13 protein-coding genes and 1 tRNA gene are annotated in these 21,755 nt (G+C 70.4%); 1 reads left to right on the forward strand and 13 read right to left on the reverse strand.

Annotated elements, in window-relative coordinates:
• Positions 1 to 18: 18 nt before the first annotated feature.
• From pglX to galU, 12 genes are all read right to left on the reverse strand, one after another.
• Positions 19 to 3,792, reverse strand: a complete 3,774-nt coding sequence (pglX, locus tag ACFYPN_RS09720) for a BREX-2 system adenine-specific DNA-methyltransferase PglX (protein WP_389297553.1) — start codon at positions 3,790 to 3,792, stop codon at positions 19 to 21.
• A gap of 123 nt (positions 3,793 to 3,915) precedes the next feature.
• Positions 3,916 to 5,382 carry a hypothetical protein gene (locus ACFYPN_RS09725; protein ID WP_389297555.1) on the reverse strand — a complete coding sequence of 489 codons (1,467 nt, stop codon included), beginning with the start codon at positions 5,380 to 5,382 and terminating at the stop codon, positions 3,916 to 3,918.
• Entirely contained in the window at positions 5,379 to 6,773 is a 1,395-nt protein-coding gene (locus ACFYPN_RS09730; protein ID WP_389297557.1) for a KGGVGR-motif variant AAA ATPase, read from the reverse strand. The genes ACFYPN_RS09725 and ACFYPN_RS09730 overlap by 4 nt, the downstream gene beginning before the upstream one ends.
• Positions 6,770 to 7,252: a hypothetical protein gene (locus ACFYPN_RS09735; protein ID WP_267065192.1), complete on the reverse strand. Its 483-nt coding sequence runs from the start codon at positions 7,250 to 7,252 to the stop codon at positions 6,770 to 6,772. Before ACFYPN_RS09735 ends, ACFYPN_RS09730 begins: the two co-directional genes overlap by 4 nt.
• A gap of 259 nt (positions 7,253 to 7,511) precedes the next feature.
• Entirely contained in the window at positions 7,512 to 11,981 is a 4,470-nt protein-coding gene (pglW, locus tag ACFYPN_RS09740; RefSeq protein ID WP_389297560.1) for a BREX system serine/threonine kinase PglW, read from the reverse strand.
• 469 nt (positions 11,982 to 12,450) lie between these two features.
• A tRNA-Ala gene (locus ACFYPN_RS09745) sits at positions 12,451 to 12,524 on the reverse strand.
• A gap of 97 nt (positions 12,525 to 12,621) precedes the next feature.
• Positions 12,622 to 13,908, reverse strand: coding sequence for a gephyrin-like molybdotransferase receptor GlpR (glpR, locus tag ACFYPN_RS09750; RefSeq protein WP_389297562.1), 1,287 nt, complete (start codon positions 13,906 to 13,908; stop codon positions 12,622 to 12,624).
• Between the two features lie 132 nt (positions 13,909 to 14,040).
• On the reverse strand, positions 14,041 to 14,652 hold the full coding sequence (locus ACFYPN_RS09755) for a GNAT family protein (RefSeq protein ID WP_358758453.1): 612 nt from the start codon (positions 14,650 to 14,652) through the stop codon (positions 14,041 to 14,043).
• A 17-nt stretch (positions 14,653 to 14,669) separates the two neighbouring features.
• Entirely contained in the window at positions 14,670 to 15,143 is a 474-nt protein-coding gene (locus ACFYPN_RS09760; RefSeq protein ID WP_358758573.1) for a MogA/MoaB family molybdenum cofactor biosynthesis protein, read from the reverse strand.
• A gap of 77 nt (positions 15,144 to 15,220) precedes the next feature.
• Positions 15,221 to 15,721: a cyclic pyranopterin monophosphate synthase MoaC gene (moaC, locus tag ACFYPN_RS09765; protein WP_358758451.1), complete on the reverse strand. Its 501-nt coding sequence runs from the start codon at positions 15,719 to 15,721 to the stop codon at positions 15,221 to 15,223.
• A gap of 119 nt (positions 15,722 to 15,840) precedes the next feature.
• Positions 15,841 to 17,151 (reverse strand): gephyrin-like molybdotransferase Glp, encoded by a 1,311-nt coding sequence (gene glp / locus ACFYPN_RS09770; RefSeq protein WP_358758449.1) that lies wholly within the window; start codon positions 17,149 to 17,151, stop codon positions 15,841 to 15,843.
• 4 nt (positions 17,152 to 17,155) lie between these two features.
• Positions 17,156 to 18,058 carry a UTP--glucose-1-phosphate uridylyltransferase GalU gene (gene galU / locus ACFYPN_RS09775; RefSeq protein ID WP_358758448.1) on the reverse strand — a complete coding sequence of 301 codons (903 nt, stop codon included), beginning with the start codon at positions 18,056 to 18,058 and terminating at the stop codon, positions 17,156 to 17,158.
• Between the two features lie 94 nt (positions 18,059 to 18,152).
• Here galU and ACFYPN_RS09780 point away from each other — a divergent pair, with 94 nt between their 5' ends.
• Complete coding sequence (locus tag ACFYPN_RS09780; RefSeq protein ID WP_358758446.1) at positions 18,153 to 18,770, forward strand: 5-formyltetrahydrofolate cyclo-ligase; 618 nt, start codon at positions 18,153 to 18,155, stop codon at positions 18,768 to 18,770.
• Between the two features lie 27 nt (positions 18,771 to 18,797).
• Here ACFYPN_RS09780 and ACFYPN_RS09785 read toward each other — a convergent pair whose 3' ends face one another.
• On the reverse strand, positions 18,798 to 21,557 hold the full coding sequence (locus tag ACFYPN_RS09785; RefSeq protein ID WP_358758444.1) for a penicillin acylase family protein: 2,760 nt from the start codon (positions 21,555 to 21,557) through the stop codon (positions 18,798 to 18,800).
• Positions 21,558 to 21,755 lie beyond the last annotated feature (198 nt).

Genomic DNA, 21,755 nt, shown 5'->3' on the forward strand with positions numbered 1-21,755 from the left:
ACCTCCGTGCGTACGGGCCTACTCGGCGGCCTTCTTGCGGCCGCCCCGCTTCTTCTCCGGGCGCCAGGCGCGCAGGTCGGCTTCGGACAGGTGGCGCTCGGTACGGCCCAGGTTGAGCGCGCTCTGCAACTCCTCAGCCGGGTTGCCGTCCCACTCGGCGTCGAACTCGTCGTACCACTGGTGCACCCAAGGCAGGGCCTCCTGGAGACCGGCAAGAAGCGGCACGAAGCGGGGGTCCTCCTTCGGCCAGCCGTCCTTCTCCACGCGGTCGTGGACGAGGTTGGACAGCGCCTCCGCCTGTTCACGGTGGTTCCAGCCGGCCCAGCCGAGCAGAAGCGACTGGTCGTTGTCGGTCGACGCGTCCGGGTAGGAGATGAACCGCTCCTTGGGTACGTCGAGCTTGCCTCGGTTCGACCAGTAGGAGTGCTTGAGGAAGTCGGCGCCCGTGTACTTCGGCGGGACCGTGATGTCGAGCCGCTGCCCGGTACGGTCCTCCTCGCGCTGCTGCTCCCAGACGTGCTCCCACTGCACGCGCTTGCGGAGACCGGTCTCCTTGTAGCGCAGGACACTGAGGTACGGGACATGCTCGGGCTCGATCACGGCAGCGAGCACGGTCGCCAGGGAGGCGTCGCGCTTGCCGAGGTGGTCGGCCGCGTAGAGGGCAGCGACGGACTGGACGTCCTCGTCGTGGCGGAGGGCGTCGGCGAGCTGACTCACGGTGAGTGGGCGTGGGGACGTGAACTCGTTGCGCTCCTCGAACCACAGGCCCTTGCGCTCGGCAGCATCGAGCAGCCAGGCGCGGAGGGCAGCCGCCTCACGGTCCTCCCAAAGATCGGCTTTCCAGCGGCGCTTGTACTCGGGGCGCTCGATGAGTCGGATGTCTTTGTTGGACTCGATGAGGTCGAGACGGGCCTGAACGACCTTCTTGTAGGCGTCGGGCCATTCAGCGGGGATCTCGGTGATCGGCGTGGAGCGGTGCCGACTGAACCATGCGGTCTCGGCCTCCTCATCTCGCACTCTGCGCGCTAGGGCGATCTCGAATGCGCGCTGTCCGAGGGCTAGTTGCGGCACGTCGGCATCAGCCAGCTCAGCGGGTTCACCCGGGAGCGTGGTCCGCGCGACATCTGCCGGGGTGAGCAGTCCGTAAGCCCCGTAGACAGTCCAGTCCAGCTCGTCCTGGAGCGCGATCATCCGAGCGCGGATGCGGTCTTGCGCGTCGCGCGCTTGCTCAAAGACGGCACGGGTCGGAACGGCGTCAGTCGTGAGGACTGAGGGCTCGTATTCGGCTTGCTTCTGAGCAAGCACGTCGAGTTCGTAGCCGTAAGTCAGTGGAAGCGCAGCGGGGAGCGGATACTCCTGCAGTTTGGTGCCAGTGAACTCGTAGCGCTCCTCCCACTCCTCGTCCTGTAGGCCTCGCCCGAGGCCGCTGCCGCCCTTGCCCTGACTCACCTGCTTCAACCAGAAGCACGCCACCGAGGAGTTCAGCACCCCCAGCAACTCCAGGTGCTGCTCCTCGCTGGCCCCCTCCGGCAACTTGATGACCGGCGCGGACTGCTTGAACACCTTCCCGCCCCGGTCCAACACGAAGTGGTTGTGCGTAGCGACGAAGGCGAATGTGATGGACAGCGGCGTGCGCAATTTACTCTTCGTCAGTCGACCGTACTCTGACCACTTCAGTCCGCCTTCGATTTTCGTCTTCCTGCCGAACAAAATGTTGTTGGCAACAGTGGTCCGACTCGGCCACATCAGACGATGAAGGGACTCAACACCCTCTACCTCAATCGGCACGAAGTCGGAACTATAAGGGAAGAGCGCCAAGTCGAAATCTCCACCTTCCCAATCACGCAAGAGGTCACCGGTGACCATGGACCGGGTCCACTGGGGTGGGATTCCAACAGTGCGTGCGGCTCGACCAGGGAGGAGGAACAGGTCGTCTTCAAGGGTGAAACAAGTGATCCCCAAGGACTCAGCTACCACCCCCAGTCGCGTCTGCGCTGCCGATTCGACCCGTTCCGAGACCTCGCCAGCCCCACCCCCACTCAACGACCAGGGGTGCTCAGCAAATCGTGCGCGCTCACCGTCTTCGACGCTGACCCACTCGGACTCGCTCCCCGGCCTGATCACCTGCCCCTTGATCGCCGCCCACACATGCCCCTTCGCCGGATCTTCAGGCTGGTCCGGCTCCCCCCGCACTCCCAGCACCGCCCTTATCGGCTGCCCTTGACGCGCCACCTGATTCCGCCCGGCAAGAATCACCGTCGGCGTTCCGTGTCCCGGAATGAAGGCCCCCGACGTGTCGATGATGTGCGAGAGCTCCACCCCCGGGAAGTACGCCTTTCGCTTCGTCCTCGGGTCCTTGTAGGGGCCACCGTGGAAGTACGACTCGATCAGCACGTTTCCGAATTCCCGCTTCATGAAGGAATTCGCGGTGATCTGCCCCGTGTAGCCGCCGTCCCGGTGGTCGCCCCCGGCCCGTACCGCCAGCTCGAAGATCCGCTGGGCGAACGGCACCGACAGCGCGTACTTGCCCGCGCAGGCCCAGTACTTGTCCCGGTAGTTCTGGTTCTCCTGCTTGTCCTTCACCGTGATGTACGGCGGGTTCGCCACCACAACGTGGTACGTCCCCCGGCCCAGCAGGTCCACCTCGCGCGCGTACTCCTGCGCGTCCTCCGTGCGGTAGTAGAAGGTCTCCCGCTCCTCGAACAGCGACTCCGTAACACCCTCCGCCCCGCGCCCGTGCAGCAGCGAGTCCCCCACCGCCACGCGTATCGGCATCTCCGGGGCCCCGCGCAACTCCCGTACGCCGCACTCCTTGAGTGCCGCCACCAGCAGGCGGAACCGGGCGATCGACGCCGCGAACGGGTTCTTGTCCGCCCCGTGGACCGACTCCAGGGCGCGGCGGATGAGCACCCAGTCGTCCGTGCCGGGCTCCAGCTCGCGCCAGCGCGCCAGGATGCGCGTGAACAGGCCGAGCAGGAAGTGGCCCGAGCCGCACGCGGGGTCGATGCAGCGCAGGCCGCGCACCTCGCCGTCCGTGAGCTCGCCGCGCCAGCCGTCCGGCGTGTGCTTCCAGACCGGATCGAGGCCGAACTCCTCGATCGCCGGGTCCAGCGTCAGGTCGAGGATGAACTCCTCGACGAAAACCGGGGTCTGGAGCAGGGCGTACGTCTTACGGGCATGCTCGGAGAGGTCCTGGTACAGGTCGCCGAGGAAGCGGGTGTTCAGCTCGGGGTCGGAGAAGTCGTAGCGGACCTCACCGTCCGCCCCGCGTTCGCGCCAGAACGCCAGCAGGCGGGTCGCCGCCTCGTAGGACGGGGTGACCTCCCACAGCGGGTTGTGACGGCGGTCGAAGAGGCCGGCCGCCGTCGTGTGGGCGTCGGCGAGGGCGTCGAAGGACTCCGTCAGCCAGTCGCGGTCGTTCAGCTCGGGGCTGCGTCGGAAGAAGTCGTCGTGGCGGTCCTGCGCCTCCGCCAGGCGCTCACCGGGGCCGGAGAGCCACGCGTCGGCGATCAGTCCGTTGTCCTCGCTGAAGCGGACGAAGACGCACGCCAGGATCCAGGCGGCCGCGATCTGCACCACGCGCTCGTCGCGCCACGTCTCGTACGGGGAGCCGGTGCGCTCGGACAGCAGGGCGCGGTCGTACTCGGCGTGCAGGGCCGTCGCGTACTCATGCTCCGACTCTGTGCGCTCCCGGAGATCCTCCTGCAGAAGCACGACCTGTCGTTGCAGGTCCTTGAGCAGGGCACCCTGATCGAGCGATGCAGCCTTCGTACGGTCTTCCTCGGACGACACCGGCGGAACCTCTCCCATTTCCCTGGCAAGCCTGCCGTGACTCACGGCGCACGCGCATGCATGCATGCACACCGCCATCCTGCCAGCCCGGACGGGCCCTCCGGGAGCCGCAGCCCGCAGCGGTCATCCCGCCGACATCGGCACCCCGCCCCGCCGTCCCACCCGGAACGCGATCCGGTACACGTCGGGCAGGTCCAGGCGCAGGTCGCTGCGGCGGCGCATAACGCCCAGGTCGATGAGTTCCTCGATCAGGCGGGGCAGGTCGTCGGGGTGGCGGGGGCCGGTGCGGATGTGTTCGGGTCCGTCGGCCTGCGCGTACCGGGCTGCCTCGTCACGCAGGGCCTCGGGGAGCCCCTGCTCCTTCCAGAGCCTGATCACCGTGGCTTCCTCGATAGGAACCTGGCAGCCGCTGAGCGGCTCTATGGCGGCCTTCACCCACGGGGTGTCCTCGCTGACCTCGTACACCCGGATCTCCGAGGCCGCCTGCACGCCCTTACGAATGGCCTCGTGGTGCAGGGCGCGGTCGTGGGACGGGCGCTCGGAGCGGGTCGATTCGGCGGCAATGGACAGGGCGTGCAGGAAGCTGCGGGGGCTGACCTGCTCGCGGCCGTCCATGAGGTGGTTCGGGAGCCAGGTGTAGGGCCGGCCCTTGCGGAAGTTCGCGCCCATGTAGGGGTCGGCGATCTGCTCGAACAGCTCAGTCTGCGCCCGCTCCTCGTTGCGGAGGGCCATCGGCGGGACGTACCGCAGCCCGTCGACGTCCTCCCAGCCTCCGGTGAGTCCGCGGAAGCGGGCCGAGGGCTCGCCCTCCTCGTTGCCCAGGCAGTGGAAGAGGAGGCCGAACAGGTCGGTCTGCGACCACTCCAGCCGGGCCGCGTTGCCGGAGAGCTTGGAGGCGTCGGGGAAGTGGTGCTTCGCGCCGTCGAACATGTCCGGCCGGATGAACACCTTGAAGCGGATGTTCCGCGTGCCGAACCGCATCTGGAGGGCGAGCTGGAGGATGCCGGCGACCAGCCGGTCGGCCTGCTCCCGCTCGCCGTGCAGGTGCTCCAGGGAGTCGAAGAGGAGCAGGTGCACGGTGTTTTCCTCGTGCGCCTGCTGGTCCGCCCGCTCGATGGTGCGCTGGGCCACACCCGCGTTGGCCCGCACCCAGGCGACCTTGTCCTCCCACTCGGACCGGTCCGCCAGCTCCGGCTGGCCCAGGGCGGTCAGCAGCACCGTGTACCAGATCTCGTACGGCGGTGTACCGGCCTCGACCAGGGAGCGGAGGACGAACTGGCCTGGATAGCGAGCGGAGTTCAGGTCCATGCCGTGACCGGGGGCGACGTTCAGCCGTCGCAGGCGTGCGATGCGGTACTCGTCGGCCGCGAAGCCCCGCAGGTCGCCGTCGAGCAGCGAGCGGTACCAGAACGTCTTACCGACGCCCCGTCCGCCCTGCACCACGGTGTTGTCGACGTAGAGGGCGGTGCGGTGCGCGTCCGGCATGAACAGGGTGTGCGCGGTCGGCCGCCGGGTGTCGGCCTCCGTGGCGTCCCGCAACGCGTCCGACAGCAGGTCGCGGTACTCGCTCGCGGTGAGCGGCTCGGTCATCGCGTCCCTTCCTCGTCGCCGGGGCCGGCCGTGATCAGCTGGGTGGCGGTATCCAGGAACTCACCGTACGCGGCCTTGACGAACGCGCGGTCCTGCCAGTTGCGGGCGTCACCCGCGCCCAGTCCCACCAGGCCGGGCTCGAAGAGGATGGGGATCGGGTGGTGCGGGGCCGAGTCGTCCTTCTCGCTCGGCGCGAACGCGTAGCGGGCGGTCACGTCCGCCGCGCACGAAGGGGACTCCCCCGGTGCTAGCTCGTCGTAGAGCGCGGCGAAGCACTCGTACGAGCGGGCCGTGAAGGCGCCTAGGTAGTCGTCCTTGGAGTGGTGGACGGTGTCCGGCACCATCGAGGCGACCATGCGGAGCTTCTCGCGGATGGCGGGGGCCCTGCCCGAGGAGTGCCAGGCCGCGAAGAGGTCGCCGTAGCCCGCCCAGGTCTGGGCGTTGTCCGCGCCGAAGAGGAGCGCGAGGTCGCACAGGCGGGAGATGGTGACGGCGGCCACGTCGTGAATGCCGGCCCGGCTGTCCAGGAGCACCACGTCGGGGCGCAGTCCGCTGTCCCCGAGCGCCACCGCGTTCTCGCAGGCCTCGACCGCGTCGGCCAGCCGGTCCGCGAAGGAGGAACCGGGGAGATCGGCGTAGACACGGTTGAGCTTGTCGACGTAGGCGTACGGGACTCCATCCGTCCCCCGCCCGCGCGCGGGTGCCACCCACAGTTCGCCCCTGCGGCTGCGCGGAACGTAATCGGTACGGGTCACGAGCTCCAGCCCGTCGGCGTTGCCAACGGCGGCCTCGACGAGGTGGTCCACGATTCCGTTACGGGGCAGCCCTTCCAGCCCTGCGAGTAGCGGGCCCGCCCCCGGGGACTCCAGGTCGAGGTCGACGACCAGCACGATGTGGCCGTCGTCGGCCAGTCGGCGGGCCAGCATCGCGGTCGCCGTCGTGCGGCCCACACCGCCCTTGAAGCCGTACAGGGCGGTGCGATGCGTACGGGAGCCGTCGGCCTCGGGGCCGGGTGTGGACACCTTGGCCCAGTCCTCGCCGACCACGGTGTTGTCGAGGAGCCTGACGCTACCCGCGCCACCGGAGGGGCGCAGGGTGTCGGGAGACGCGCGCGGGGAGTTCAGCAGGGCGTCGGCAGTGATCATCTGAGAGGCGAGGGTGAGCGGGCGGCCCGTGACGTAGGGCGTGAGCTGCTCGGTGAGGTCGTTGTGCCAGTGTTCCCGCAGCTCGTCGTCCACCGGCTGATCGCGGTCGTCGACGATCAGGGTGAAGCGTCCCCGTACGTCCCTCACGAGCAGCACCGCGTACCCCTCGTCGGCCACGGAGCGGGCGAGAGAGAGGGCGAGTGGCCGGGCTTCGTCGAAGCGGACGGGGGTGGTGCGGGGGCTCATGACAGGCTTCCGTTGATCAGGGCGTTCTGGTGCAGGGTGACGATGGCAAGAGTTGCTTCGTGGAGCGCCGCAACGGTCTCCTCGGTGATGTGCTCGCAGTGCAGGTAGCGGTCCTGCTCGCTCCAGTTCCCGAAGGCGTCGAGGTGGTCCTCCAGCGCGACGAGCAGTTGACTACCCAGTTGACCGTGTGCCAGCACCGCCAAGTCGGTCTCGCTCCAGGGCAGATGTTTGTACTCCTGTGTTCCCCCAGTCGCCTTGCGTATCCATGGCATCTTGGCCTGCCCACCGTTCGGCTTAGTCTCCATGCTCGCTTCGGTGAACTGCAGCAGCAGGCTCTTGAGAGCACACTCCGCGGCGAAGCCGAGATGGTGATCCGCGTTGGGCCACCTACCGTCCTCCTGGAGGTACTCCGCATCATGGAAATGGCGCTCTGCGGCGCTGGCGAAGTGCTTCTGCTGCTCTTCCGAACGGGTCAACACTCTGTGGATCATAAGGTGATCCCCCCGCCTCAGGGCAGGGGTTCAGCGCATCTTCAGCTGCTCGCGGAGCCGTCGCACGTGGCCCTGGACGTGGCACCCGGCGCCGGAATCCTCTTCGGGTGCCGGATCGGCGGCTGGGCCGTGGGCGCTGCGGAGGCAGAGGCCGCACAGAGGGAAGAGAACCCTCCCGGAACTCGCACCCCGAGCCCCGAGCCCCGGGCTCCGGGAAGCGACCCGCGCCGGTAAAGGCGCGCGCCCCCTACGCCGCGGTCTCCGCCCGCAACTCCTTCAGCGACAGCCCGTCCAGTACGGCCCACTCACTCGCCCGGTCCACGACATCGACCGTGCGTCCGTCCAGCGCCGGTGTCGCGTGCGCGTCCTCCGCCGGTACGAGCAGCCACAGGCCGTGCGGGGCGTCCGCGGGACGCCGGGCGGCCTCCTGCAACGCGACGAGGAGACCGCGGCCTCCGGCCTCCCAGTAGCGGGCGGCCAGACCGGCCTGATGAGCCAGGAGCACCGTGCGCGGGCCCGTCTGCTCGGCGAGCGCGGTGACCCGTTCGGTGACGCGCTCCGCCGCGAGACGGGTGTAGGACGCGAGCGCCGGACCGATGACCCCGCCGGCCGCGAACTTCGCGTCCGCCTTCAACAGCGCGGGCCACCGCACCCCCTGCTCCTCGGCCAGTTCACGCATCGCGGTGAGGAACAGCTCATCGAGCGAGACCGGAACCACTCCGTAGCGAACGGCCAACCTGTTCGCCAGGCCCGGGAGTTCCGCGCCCTTGAACGTCAGCGCCAAGAAGCCGCCTCGCCTGCGAGCGGTGTCCAGCCGTGCGGCGAGCACCTGGCGGGGGTCCCTGCCCCTAGCCAGTTCGCCCTGCGCGGCGGTGAGCAGCGCGCCCGTGCTGGTGAGCGCCGACACCGACACCTCGTGACGACTCCCACGAGGCTCCGGGACGCGCGGCAGGAAACGCTTGCGCTGCGCCACGTACTCCAGGGGGAAGTCCGCCTGCGTCAGCGCCTCCGCCAGCTCGACGTACGTGGTGTCGGCCAGGACCGCCAGACCGGGGAACCGGGAGCGGACCCGGGCCAGCAGATCGGCGGTGGAGATGCCGACGTGGGCCCGAACCCCGGCAGGCGCCTGCGAGATCCGCAGGGCACGCGGCAGATCGAGATCCAGCGGAAAGAGCTCCAGCCGTGGGGAGAAACCGACACCACGGGCCATGGCCGCGGCAAGCTCCACCAAACGTGTATCGGCTGGCGGCACTATTCCGTCAGGCGCCTTCACCGCGCGCAGCTCACGCAACACGGTCGCCCGGCCCGGCAGCGGGTCCCGGTACGCCACCGTCGTCGCGGTCTCGCCGAGGCGTGCCGCGTACTCGGCCAACTCGACCGGCGTCGGGTCATCGGCGCCCGGTTGGTCCTCCAGCGCCAGGACGACGCGCCCCGCACGCCGTAGCACGGCCAGCCTGGCCGGGGCCTCGACCGTGGCACCACCCGCGTCATCGGGCCGCCTGCGGGCCTCGGTCTCGGCCGCCGCACGGACCACGGCGAGCGCCATGCCCAGGGTGCCGGCGGGACCGGCGTCCCCCGCACCGTGCCGGGCACGCAGCTCGGTCGCCAGTTCCTCGGCCGTCATGACCCTGCCCTGCTCGGCCAGGATGGTCACCAGCTCGTCGCGGATACGGCCGAGCCACGGCAGGAGCGCCCACTGCTCGATCGCGGCGAGCTGGTTCTTCGACACCGTGGTCTGGCTGACACCCAGCGCCTTCGCGATGACGGACTGGGCGGGCCAGGGTTCCAGCAGCTCGGCGTCCGGAAGCTGAAGGGTGGTACGTACGACATCGGGCCGCGGCTTGGTACGGCTGTTGCCCCGCGCCGGAGTGAGGCGGGCCGCCAGCGTGTCCACCGACTCCAGCGCGACCTCGGGCGCGTCCGCGGCGACCGGGGCGAGTGCCTTGGGCGCGGGCTTCCTGCGCAGGTCGTGCGTCCACTGACGGTGACGCCGGTTGAGTTCCTTACGGATCACGTTGCCCGCACCACGGGCGCGGGAGATCGTGTGGGGCGGGATGTCCAGCAGCGCGTCAACCGTGGCCGCGCCCAGCCCGGCCGCGACGGAGACGGCCCGCGGCGACAGGCCGGCGGCCTCCAGCGGAGTCGTCAGGCCCGCAGCGGCGGCTGCCTGTTCGCGTGCGTCCTCGACGTCCTCGGCGTTCACACCGACGGTGGCCGGAGTGGTCGCCGGACGGGCCGAGTCCGCCGCCCGGAACAGCTGCCGCCATGCCTCGGTCATCTGGCGCAGGCTGTCGTAGCGCTCCTCGACGTCCCGGTGCAGGGCGCGCTCGAAGAAGGCGGTCAGCCCGTCGCTGAGTGCCGGATCGAACAGTTCACGCGCCACGTACAGCGTGGCGTCGAGGACGGTGCGCGGGTCACCCTGGCCATCCCCCCACACCGGGCGTTCACCGGATGCCATCTCGTGCAGTGTCACGGCGGCGGCGTACCACTCGGCGTGATCGTCGTAACGGGCCCGGCGGCTGTCACCCAGGAACGGATCGAGATAGCCGCGCGTGCCCGCGTGGATGTCCTGGTCGGGGGCGTTCGCCAGCGAGAAGTCGAACAGCATCAGCTGCCAGGAACCGTCACTGCGTTTGAACAGCCCCAGGTTGTCCGGCTTGATGTCCCGGTGGCGCACCCCACGGGCGGCGAGACTGTCCAGCGCGTCGAGGAGGTCGTTCCCGAACCGCTCCAGTTGGTCGTACCCCAGCGCCCCCTGACCGCGCAGTCGGGAACCGAGACTGACCGGGTCCTGGTCACCCGGTGGGCGGAATCCACCGGCGTACTCGATCTCCAGGACGGTACGGCCGGCCACCTCGCGGGGCTCCGCGAGCAGCTTCGCGATGTGGCCACCACCCACCTCCTTGAGCGCCTCCGCCTCAGCGAACAGGCGGGAGCCCTTCTCATGGTCCAGGGCGACCTTGAAGACACGCGGGAAATCCTGATCGGCCGGCCCGTCGGCCTCCGTGCGCCGCACGAGCAGCGCACGTGCGGTGGCTCCGGTGCCCAGCACCCGGGTGACCGTCCAGGTGCCGTCCAGCGGCTGACCGGGCTGCACGGTCAGCGGATCCTCGACCACACCCCCCGGCTGGTCGGCCGGTGCCGCATCGGCCTCCGCGGCATCCAGGAGGCGCAAGAAGTCGTCGGGCGATGAGAGCCGCTCCTGCAGGTCGGCGGCGGTCGCCTGGAAGACCACCTCGTCCAGGGCGGCCGAGACGCTGTCCGCCACGGCGTACGGGTGCAGTCCGCCCTCGGCGGCCAGCCGGTCGACCAGGGTGCTGCGCCGGTCCGCGGGCGGGCGGCCGGTCAGCAGGAGATAGGCGAGGCTGCCCAGGCCGAAGACGTCGAGGTCAACAGGATCGGCGAACTCCTGATCCGTCTCGGGGGCGAGGTACACCTGGGCGATGTCCGCGATCAGGCCGGCATCCAGCGGTGTGTCCCCGAGCGACCGGTGCAGAGACGTCTCGAAGTCGCGGGCCGCGGTCTGCCAGTCCGCAATGCGCAGGACCGGTTCGCTGCCGTCCTCCCGCACGGATACGTACACCGAGCGGGCGGAGAGGGCACGGTGGTAGAGCGACCGGTTGTGGGCGTAGCGCACGGCCTCGGCCAGCTGCCGCACCAGGTCCAGGCGGACCGACGGAGTGAGCCGGCCCCCGTACGCATCCAAGTAGGCGTCCAGACGCAGATCCGTCTCACGGTGCCGGAACAGGATCGCCGGGCCGCCCTGGTGCTCGTGGATCTGAACGGCCTGCACGATGCCACGGTGGTTGATGCCCTGCAGCACCTGGTACTCGCGGCGGGCCGCCCGGTCAACGCGGCGCCGCTGCTGCCCTGACGCGGCCTCGCCGGCCAGATAGATCCTGACCCGGCCGCCTTCCTGGACCAGGCCGTCGTCGCGTACAGCGAGCCGGTCCTCCCATCCGGGCCCGGCATCCAGGGCCCGCGGCTCCAGGCGCCAGCCGTCCCCAAAGCGGAGATGAGCCGTCGACTGACTGACGCCGATGCGCTTCATCAGCTTCTCGAGCAACTGGCTGTCCTGCGGGGTGACCCGCCAGCTCTCCCGCTCGGGCGGCAGGGCCAGCAGACCGTCCCAGATGCCCGGCAGCCCGCTCGCACCGTCGTTGCGCCCGAAGACCGCCGTGCGCTGGAACTCATCCAGCTCGCTCACCAGGTCCGCGTCATGGAGGAAGACCGCAGGCTTGATGTACGGAATGCGCTTCGGGTCCTCCTTCATGGCACGCGCGGCCCGCTCCAGCCGGCCCTTGAGCTCCTTGGCCTTGAGATCGGTGAGATGCAACGGGTTCTTCAAGGTCCGCACCCGGTCGGCGTGGAACTGCCACGTGTCCCCGTGGTTCACCACCCGCCCCGGGTGCCCCTTCAGCTCCACTAGATACAGGCCGCCCGGCACGGCGATCAGCAGGTCGCACTCATTGACCCGGCCGGAGTCCGCCGTGAACTGAAACGTTGCCCACGCCCGGTACGGCTCGGCCCTCGGCATCAGCTGCCGGACGTGATCAAGCCCTTCCTGCTCCCACCGGAAGCCGGAACGGCGTGGCTGGTACCAGTGCTCACGTGGCGCAGGAGGACCCGGCTTCGGAGCGGGCGGCCGCGGAGCTGACGTCACCGGAAAACCTCCTGGGGTCTGATGGGCGTGGGCGCGAACAGGGGCGGAAAACACCTTCGACGCGGTCAGCCTTCGTACGGCGCGGCGGGCCCCACCACGCACATCCCCTCGGCGCCCCGACCGGCATCCTAGTCGTCCGACCACACAGTTCAGGAGTCCTCGGCGGACTGCCGAGGACCGCTGGGTACGGCACGGAGCCGGGGCCCCTGGCGCAGGCCCTTCATGGCGCACAGGACCGTCGGCCGAGGGCGGCATTCCAGAGCCCAAAGCGCCTACGCGAACCAGCATGGGGCGAGGGAATCACCAAGCCGGCTGTCCCAGGTCGATGAGCCCGCTTCCCCATCTCTCCGGAGAGCCGGTGGCGTGCGCGAACATCCCCATGGCGCCGCGCTTCCCGGCGGCCCGGCAGGCTGGCTTTCACACAGGCAGGAGCTCAAACGACGAGATCCCGGTCAGACGGTGACCGTCTGACCGGGATCTCGTGAACCGTTATGGGGTAAACCCATTAACGGCCCTTTGTCTGTGGACCTGTGGGGATTTGAACCCCAGACCCCCTCGATGCGAACGAGGTGCGCTACCAGACTGCGCCACAGGCCCTTGCGACGAGTGAAACTCTAGCACCCTCCAGGGGGTGCTTGGAAATCCGTTCCCCCCAGGTCAGGGGCGTCGGGTCTCCGGGGTCCTCCCCCGGCCGTCATTCGTTGGCGGCACGGGGTCGGTCCTCCTCGTCGTCGTACTGGTCGAAGAGAGGGGTGCGGCCCCGGTCGCGGGTTCGACGGGCGTCGGGCCGGTGGCGGGGGGCCTGGTCCACGTCGGGGACGGCCGGGTCCGGCAGGGCGGGTTCCGCGGTGCTGGAGCGGGCGGCGCTCCAGGTCTCCGGGTCGTTGACCTCGACGCCGCCGGAGGCGCGCGGGGCGACCGGGGCGGTGACGTACGTCGGCAGGGGTACGGGGACCGGCTCCCAGCTGTCGCCCTGGATCCGGCCGCGTTCGCGTTGCTGGTCCACCCACTCCGCGTGGTCCGTCTGCTCGACGAGCGCCCGGCGGCCGGCCTCCTGCGGGGAGACCGTCGGTACGGGAACCGGGTCGGCCGGGTGGTGTGCTTCGGGTTCCTCACCGGGCTCGACCGCGGGCGCCGTCCCCTGCTGGTGGCGGCGGGGGCGGTTCTCGCGCAGGCGCTGGGCCGCATCCTCGGCCCGGCGGCGGTCCATGGTGAAGGCGAACCGCCTCCGCTCCTGGGCTCGCAGATGCACGATGTAGGCGCTGAGCATCACCGCGGGTGCGGCGGGGGCCCAGAGGAAGGCGAGGCCGCCGACCGCCGCGACGATCGCGCCGGCGGTGAAGGCGAGGAAGAGAACGCTGATGGTGCGCCGTCGCCGGGCCAGCACCTGGGAGCGCTGGGCCCGCCGGACGCGTTCGGCGTCCTCGGCCCCGCTCCGGGCGCGCTGCGCGAAGGGCGCGGGCGGCGCGAGGCGCTGCCCGGGAGGCCGCCCGGCGGGCGGGCGGTGCGCCGCGGCGCCGTTCCGGGCGTCGATCCGCTCCTGCGCGGAGGGGGCGTGGGGTGCCGGGTGGGCCTGGGGTGCCGGGTGGGCCTGGTGCTGCACCGCCGGGCGTCCGGACTCGCGCTCGGGAGCGTGCGCCGGATCGAAGATCCTGGCTTCGGTGTGCGCTCCGGGCGCGGCGAAGGCCCGGACGTCGACGGACTCCATTCGGTCCGTCTCGGCGTCCGGGGAGACGACCGGTTCCGCCCCCTCGGCGTCACGCTCCCGCAACTCCTTGGCGTAACGACGCTCCATCGCCGCCCGTCCGGACAGCAGCCGGATGGCGGTGCTGAAGCGTTCCGTCGGACGCGCTTCGTTGAGTTCGTCCTGCCTTCGGAGCCACATCGGCACCAAGTAGGCGGCCCAGGCCCCCACGATGACTGCGTAGATGAGGCCGCTGCTGCTCACGCTCACACCGTAGAGGGGTTTGCACGGCGGCATCCGCCAATTGCCACGGTGTGTCGCACGATCAGGCTGATACCACGGGCCTTTTTTGTGATTGTTCAGACCAACGAGTGACGGGGCCGGTGCTTAATGCGACGAGAAGGCGTTTATTTCGAACACGCATTTGATTTATGGGGGCGGCCGGTGCGCTCCCGGTCTCGACCGGTGCCAGCGCCGGAGCAGCCCGTCCGCGGCCTCCTCCGACGTGAGCGCGTAGATGAGGTGGTCCCGCCAGGCGCCGTCGATGTGCAGATAGCGGGGCCGCAGCCCTTCTTCGCGGAATCCGAGTTTCTCCACGACCCGGCGGCTCGGCCGGTTCTCGGGGCGAATGCAGATCTCGATGCGGTGCAGACCGACCCGGCGGAAACAATGGTCGGCGGCGAGAGCCACGGCGGTGGGCATGACACCGCGGCCCGCGACTTCCCGGTCGACCCAGTAGCCGACGTGCGCCGCACACATCGAGCCCCAGGTGATGCCCGCGACGGTCAACTGGCCGACGAGACGGCCCTGGTACTCGATCGCGAACGGCAGCATCCGGCCGGCTCTCGCCTCGGCACGCAGATGCCGGACCATCTGCCGGTACGTGGGCCGTCTGATCATCGGCCCCCCGGGAACGGGCGGCGGGACGGTGGCCTCCCACGGGCGGAGCCACTCGCGGTTGCGGCGATTGACCTCGCGCCAGACGTTCTGGTCCCGCAGGCGTATCGGCCGCAGCGTCACCTCACCGTCCCTCAGGAGCACCGGCCAGAGCGGCGCGTTCAGGACGGGCTCCCGGGCAGGGGGTGGTCGCCGCCGCGCAGCTGGTCGACGGCGTGCACCACGATCCGGCCGAGGACGGCGAGCCCGTCGCGCACCCCGCCGGTCGAACCGGGCAGGTTCACGATCAGCGTGCGCCCGGCGACCCCGGCGAGCCCCCGGGAGAGCGCGGCGGTCGGTACGGCGGCACGGTTCTCGGCGCGGATCGCCTCCGGGATGCCGGGCACCTCGTGGTCCAGCACCCGGCGGGTCATCTCCGGGGTGAGGTCGGTCGGCGAGATGCCGGTGCCGCCGGTGGTCAGGATGACGTCGTACCCGGTGGCGACCCCGGCGCGCAGCGACCGCTCCACCGGCTCGCCGTCCGGCACGACCAGCGGTCCGTCCGTGGCGAAACCGAGGCCGGTGAGCCCGTCCACGAGGATCGGGCCGCCCTTGTCGGCGTAGACGCCCGCGGCGGCGCGGTTGGAGGCGGTGATGACGAGCGCGGTGTACGGGGCGGCTCCGGGGCCCGCGGAGGCCGCGCCGTGCGGCCCCCCGCCGGAGGAGGAGGCGCTCACGCGTCCGCTCCCGTGCCGGCCGGGCGTACCCAGTCGCCGGACTTGCCGCCGGACTTGGCCTCGACCCGTACGTCGGTGACGACCGCGGCCTTGTCGACCGCCTTCACCATGTCGATCACGGTGAGCGCGGCGACCGCGACCGCCGTCAGCGCCTCCATCTCGACGCCGGTGCGGTCCGTGGTCTTCACCGTGGCGCTGATCTCGACGGCGTCGTCGGCCACGCTCAGGTCGACCTCGACGCCGGAGACGGCGAGCGGGTGGCAGAGCGGGATGAGGTCGGGGGTGCGCTTGGCCCCCATGATCCCGGCGATACGGGCGGTGGCGAGGGCGTCGCCCTTGGGGACTCCCTCGCCACGGAGCAGCTCGATCACCCGCGGCGAGACGAGGACCCGGCCGGTGGCCCGGGCGACGCGCGCCGTGACGTCCTTCGCCGACACGTCGACCATGCGGGCCGCGCCCGCCTCGTCGATGTGCGTCAGCCTGTTCTGCGTACTCAACTCACTCCGCCTAGCGGTAGGGCGCCGTTCGCCCGTTCGAACCCGGGGTGCGGGCCGGGGGCCCGGGGTGGGTCCCCCGGTGAGGCAGCGGCAGACACCGTACCGCCACCGTGGCCGTCTCAGCGGAGCAGGACCACTTCGGTCTCCGTGCCGGGCTCCACGGAGGTGACGTCCTCGGGCACCACGATCAGCGCGTCCGCCCGTGCCAGCGCGGCGATCAGGTGCGAGCCGGAGCCGCCCACCGGGACGACGGTGCCCGACACCTCGTCGTAGACACCGCGCAGGAACTGGCGCTTCCCGGCCGGGGAGGAGAGCGCCCCGGCCGTGGTGAGGGCGGCGCGGACGGTGGGCCGGTGCACCTCTTCGAGGCCCATCAGCGCACGGATCGCCGGGCGGACGAAGAGTTCGAAGGAGACGTAGGCGGAGACGGGGTTGCCCGGGAGGGCCAGCAGCGGGGTGTGCTCGGGGCCGATGGAGCCGAACCCCTGGGGCTTGCCGGGCTGCATGGCGAGCGTGCGGAAGTCGATGCCGCTCCCCGGCTCGTCCTCGTCGCCGACCGGGGCGAGCGCCTCCTTGACGACGTCGTACGCGCCGACGCTGACGCCTCCCGTGGTGACCACCAGGTCGGCCCGGATGAGCTGGTCCTCGATGGTGGCGCGGAGCGTCTCGGCGTCGTCGGTGACCGCGCCCACGCGGTAGGCGATGGCGCCGGCTTCGCGGGCGGCGGCGGTGAGCGCGTAGCTGTTGGAGTCGTAGATCCGGCCACCCGTCAGCTTCTCGCCGGGCTGTACGAGTTCGCTGCCGGTGGAGACCACGACCACGCGGGGTCGGGGGCGGACCTTGACCGTGGCACAGCCGATCGCGGCGAGCAGGCCGATCTGCGGCGCGCCGACGACCGATCCGGCCGCGAGGGCCAGGTCGCCCGGCTTCACGTCGCTGCCGGAGGCCCGGACGTGGGCGCGGGCCCCGGCCGCGCGGTACACCCTGACCTCACCGCTCGCGCCCTCCGGGGCGTCCCGGTGGGCGCGCATGGTGGCGGCGGGGCCCTCACCGGTGCCGCCGTCCGTCCACTCGACGGGGACGACGGTCTCGGCGCCCTCGGGCAGCGGGGCGCCGGTCATGATGCGGGCGGCCTGGCCGGGGCCGACCACTCCGCCGTCGGGGAGCCCGTCGCTGCCGGCCGCCACGTCGCCGACGACGGTGAGCACCGAGGGGAACTCCTCGCTCGCCCCGGTGATGTCGGCGACCCGGACCGCGTAGCCGTCCATGGAGCTGTTGTCGAAGGGGGGCAGCGCGATCCGCACCACGACGTCCTCGACCGACACGCACCCGTGGGCGTCGGCCAGTTGCAGCTCGATGGGTTCGAGCGGCTTCACCGCGTCGAGGATGTCGGCGAGGTGCTCGTCGACCGACCAGATCGTGCTGCTCAAGGTGCTACATCTCCTCGGATACGTAACTGCGGAGCCAGGTACGGAAGTCCGGGCCCAGGTCCTCGCGTTCGCACGCGAGACGGACGATGGCACGGAGGTAGTCGCCCCGGTCGCCGGTGTCGTAGCGGCGCCCCTTGAAGACGACTCCGTGCACGGGACCGCCGATCCCCTCGTCGGCGGCGAGCAGTTGGAGGGCGTCGGTGAGCTGGATCTCGCCGCCCCGGCCGGGCTCGGTCCGTCGGAGTATGCCGAAGACGGCGGGGTCGAGCACGTACCGGCCGATGATGGCGAGATTGCTGGGCGCGTCGGCCGGGTCGGGCTTCTCCACCAGGCCGGTGATGCGGACGACGCCGTCGTCGGCGGTGTCCTCCACCGCGGCGCAGCCGTACATGTGGATCTGCGCCGGGTCGACCTCCATCAGTGCGATGACGCTGCCGCCCTCGCGCTCCTGGATCTCCACCATCCGCGCCAGCAGGGCGTCGCGCGGGTCGATCAGGTCGTCGCCGAGGAGGACCGCGAACGGCTGGTCGCCGACGTGCGGGGCGGCGCACAGCACGGCGTGGCCGAGGCCGCGGGGGTCGCCCTGGCGGACGTAGTGCATGGTGGCGAGGTCGCTGGACTCCTGTACCTTCTGGAGACGTTCGGCATCCCCCTTGCGGGTGAGCGCGGACTCCAGCTCGTAGTTCCGGTCGAAGTGGTCCTCCAGCGGACGCTTGTTCCTTCCGGTGATCATCAGTACGTCGGAGAGGCCCGCAGCGACTGCTTCTTCGACGACGTACTGGATGGCCGGCTTGTCGACGACGGGCAGCATCTCCTTGGGAGTGGCCTTCGTAGCCGGCAGGAAGCGGGTGCCGAGACCTGCGGCCGGAATGACGGCCTTGCTGATCCTGGGCGTCGACTCAGTCATGCGCAGAACCATAACGGCTGCGCAAGAACGGTTGATGATCCACTGGTTAACTTTGTACTCATATGCGCCCGTATGCGAAAAGTGTGAGCTTCCTATGATCCCTGAGCCTGCCGACGTGGCGCCCGACGCCCCGGCCCTGAAGGTCTCGCTGCGGCGCGAACTCCTCGCCGCGCGCGCGGCCCTGACCCCCGAGGAGCTGGCCGGCTCCGCCGCCGCGCTGGCCCGTCACGCGCTCACACTGCCCGAGCTCTCCGGCGCCCGGACCGTCGCCGCCTATGTGTCGGTGGGGCGCGAGCCGGGGACCCGCGCGCTGCTCGACGCGCTGCGCGCCGGGGGCGTACGCGTCCTGCTGCCGGTACTGCTGCCCGACAACGACCTGGACTGGGCGGTGTACGAGGGCCCGGACCGGCTGCTGAGCGCGGGGCGCGGGCTGCTCGAACCGGACGGCCCCCGGCTCGGCCCTCCTGCCGTCCTCGACGCCGACACGGTGCTGCTCCCCGGCCTCGCGGCCGACACCCGCGGCATGCGGCTCGGCCGCGGCGGCGGCAGTTACGACCGGGTGCTGGCCCGGCTCGCCGAGGCGGGGGCGCACCCGGCGCTGGTGGTCCTGCTGTACGGCCACGAGGTGGTCGCGCGGGTTCCGGCGGAACCGCACGACCACCCCGTGGACGCCGTCGTCACTCCGGCCGGGACGCGCCGCTTCGGCCGGTGACCGGCCGCCGCACGCTCCGGCCCGCGGTCAGCCGGTGGCCGCCGCCGGCTTGAGGGTCAGCGTGTCGACCGTCGAGCCGGTGACCGCGTCGGCGCCGAAGGACCAGTCGAGCAGTTCGCCGTCGACCCACTTGTCCGTCTGGTCGGTGTAGTGCGCGCTGTACGCGTGCCCCGAGGCGCCGGTGAGGTTGATCCAGCGGGACTTGTCCCAGTCGCCGACGTTCAGGACCATCCGCATCGACGGCACCCAGATGACGTCGTAGCCGCCGGCCGCGTTCCAGCCGGTGGCGTCGACCGCCGCCTCGCCGCCGCCGAGGTTCCACGGCCCGCGGTTCAGCGCCCGCTGGAGCAGGCCGGGACCGGAGGTGCCGAGGGTCTGGTTCTTCAGCGTCAGCTGGTGCAGCCGGCCCCAGCTCCAGGTGGTGATGTCCTTGCCGAGCTTGGCGGTCAGCTCCCAGCGGGCGTCGTCCATGGCGCGGGCGAAGAGCTGGTCGCGGTTGTTGATCGCGGTCTCGCGACCCTGGGCCGGCACCTTCCACCAGGCGTTGTCCTCGTCGTCCAGGATCTTGGAGACGACCTCGTTCCAGCGGTCACCGCCGTCCGGCTGCGCCGAGTCCGCGTCGCGCTGACCGCACTCCCGTACGAGCTTGTTCTGCTCGTCGACGGGCCCGGTGGAGTCGGCCCGGGTGACGTAGATGCAGTCGCCCTTGACGCGCATCTCCTTGGGGAGCTTGTCGCCGAAGGCCAGCATCAGGATGTTGCGCCAGACGCCGTTGAAGTACGCGGCGGCGGCCGAGTCGGAGTCCTGGGTGTAGTCCCAGCCCTCCAGCAGCTTCTGCGCCTCGCGGACGTCCTTGTCGGCGATGTTGATGCTCAGCAGCTTGGGCACCAGCAGCGCGGCGATCTCGCTGGTGTTGTCCATCTGCATCTTCTGCATGTCGTCGGTCGAGATCTTCTCGCCGCCCTTGATCTTCGACGCGATGAGGTCGTTGATGCGCTGGCTGCGGGTGCCGTAGCCCCAGTCCTTGGTGAGCAGCTCGGGGTACTTCTCGTCGACGACCGCCTGGTTCGCGGTGACGATGTAGCCGCGCTCCGGGTTGTACTCGTACGGCAGCTCGCTGAAGGGGATCGGGTCCTTCTTCCAGCCGTACTTCGACGACCAGCCGGGCATCGGCATGGTGCCGTCGCCGGACTCGCGGACCGGGATCCAGCCGGGCGCCTGGTAGCCGATGTTGCCCTTGGTGTCGGCGTAGACGAGGTTCTGCGAGGGCACCTCGAAGTGCGCGGCGGCCTTGCGGAAGGACGCGAAGTCGTCGGCGCGGTCCAGTTCGAGGACGGCGTCCATGGAGTGGCCGGGCTGGAGCGCGGTCCACTTCAGCGAGACGGCGTACCCGGAGGCGCGGTCGGGGGCGGCGCCGTCGACCGGGGCCTTCTGGCCGACCTTCTCCAGCTCGCCGCTGCGGTCGGAGACCAGCGGGCCGTTGTTGGTCTCGCGGACGGTGATCTTCCGGCTGTGCCCGCCGGCGACCTTGATGGTCTCCTCGCGGGTGGTGAAGGGGACCGTCTTGCCGTCGTAGAGGTAGCCGTCGGCGGAGACCTTCTCCAGGAAGAGGTCGGTCACATCGGCGCCGAGGTTGGTGAGCCCCCAGGCGATGTCCTGGTTGTGACCGATGATCACACCGGGCATGCCCGAGAAGGTGTACCCGGCGGTGTCGTACTGGCACTTCGCCGAGACCTCACGGCAGTGCAGCCCCATCTGGTACCAGAGTGAGGGCAGCATCGGCGCCAGGTGCGGATCGTTCGCCAGCAGCGGCTTGCCGGTGGTGGTGTGGGAGCCGGAGACGACCCACGAGTTCGACCCGATGCCGTTGCCGTTCGGGCCGAGCAGCGCCGGGATCTCGTCCAGGGTGTCGGAGAGCGCGCCGAGCTGGGTGTCGAGCCCCTCGGTGGCACCGGCGACGGTGTCCCCGTCCACGGTGGGGTCGCTCGCTTCGGCGTCCGGGTCGTACTCACCGGTGAGGCCGGAGACCGCGCCCTCGCCGACGATCGTCTCGTGCTTGTCGTACGGGTACTCGGGGTACAGGTCCGCGATCTGCTTCGTCGTGAGCCTGCTGGTCATCAGCGAGCGGTCGATCTCGTCCTGCATGTTGCCGCGCAGGTCCCAGGCCATCGCCTTCAGCCACGCGACCGAGTCGACCGGGGTCCAGTCGGTGGGCTTGTAGTCGTTGGTGAGGTTCAGCGCCGCGTACTCGACGGAGATGTCCTTGCCGTCCTTGCCCTTCAGGTACGCGTTGACGCCCTCGGCGTACGCCTGGAGGTTCTTCTTGGTGTCGGCGCTGAGGACCTTGTCGTACTCCTCCTGCGCGACCTTCCGCCAGCCGAGCGTGCGGAGGAAGGAGTCGGTCTCGACCTGGCTGGATCCGAACATCTCGGAGAGCCGGCCGGCCGTCATGTGACGGCGGACGTCCATCTCGTAGAAGCGGTCCTGCGCCTGGACGAAGCCCTGGGCGCGGAAGAGGTCGGCGTCGGTGTCCGCGTAGACCTGGGGGATGCCGTAGTCGTCGCGCTTGACCTCGACGTCTCCGGTCAGGCCCTGGAGCGGAAGCGTTCCGGTGGTCTGCGGGTACGAGGCCCGGACCGTGGCGACGGACCAGTACGCGCCGTACCCGACACCCGCGACCAGCGCCAGGACCAGAACGATCACGAGCAGGCGGCCGCGCCGCCCCTTCTTCCTGCCGGATTTCTTCGCAGCGGAAGGACCGGCAGAGACGGTTGTGTTGGCGGGCATCGCTGTCCTTCGCGGGGCAGGGTGGTCCTGGAAGTGCAAGGGCAACCATAGGCGCAGCGCCGATCCGACTCGGACGCGGTGGGGGGCTGCGGCCATCCGCACACAGGTCGTACACATAATCGATGGCGTCAAGGAAGCGTAAAAGATTAGGTAAGGTAACGAAGTACCTGTCCGTCGGGAACCTGCCCGCGGACGTGT

It is taken from the genome of Streptomyces sp. NPDC005576, from assembly GCF_042871745.1.
Classification (GTDB): Bacteria; Actinomycetota; Actinomycetes; order Streptomycetales; family Streptomycetaceae; genus Streptomyces.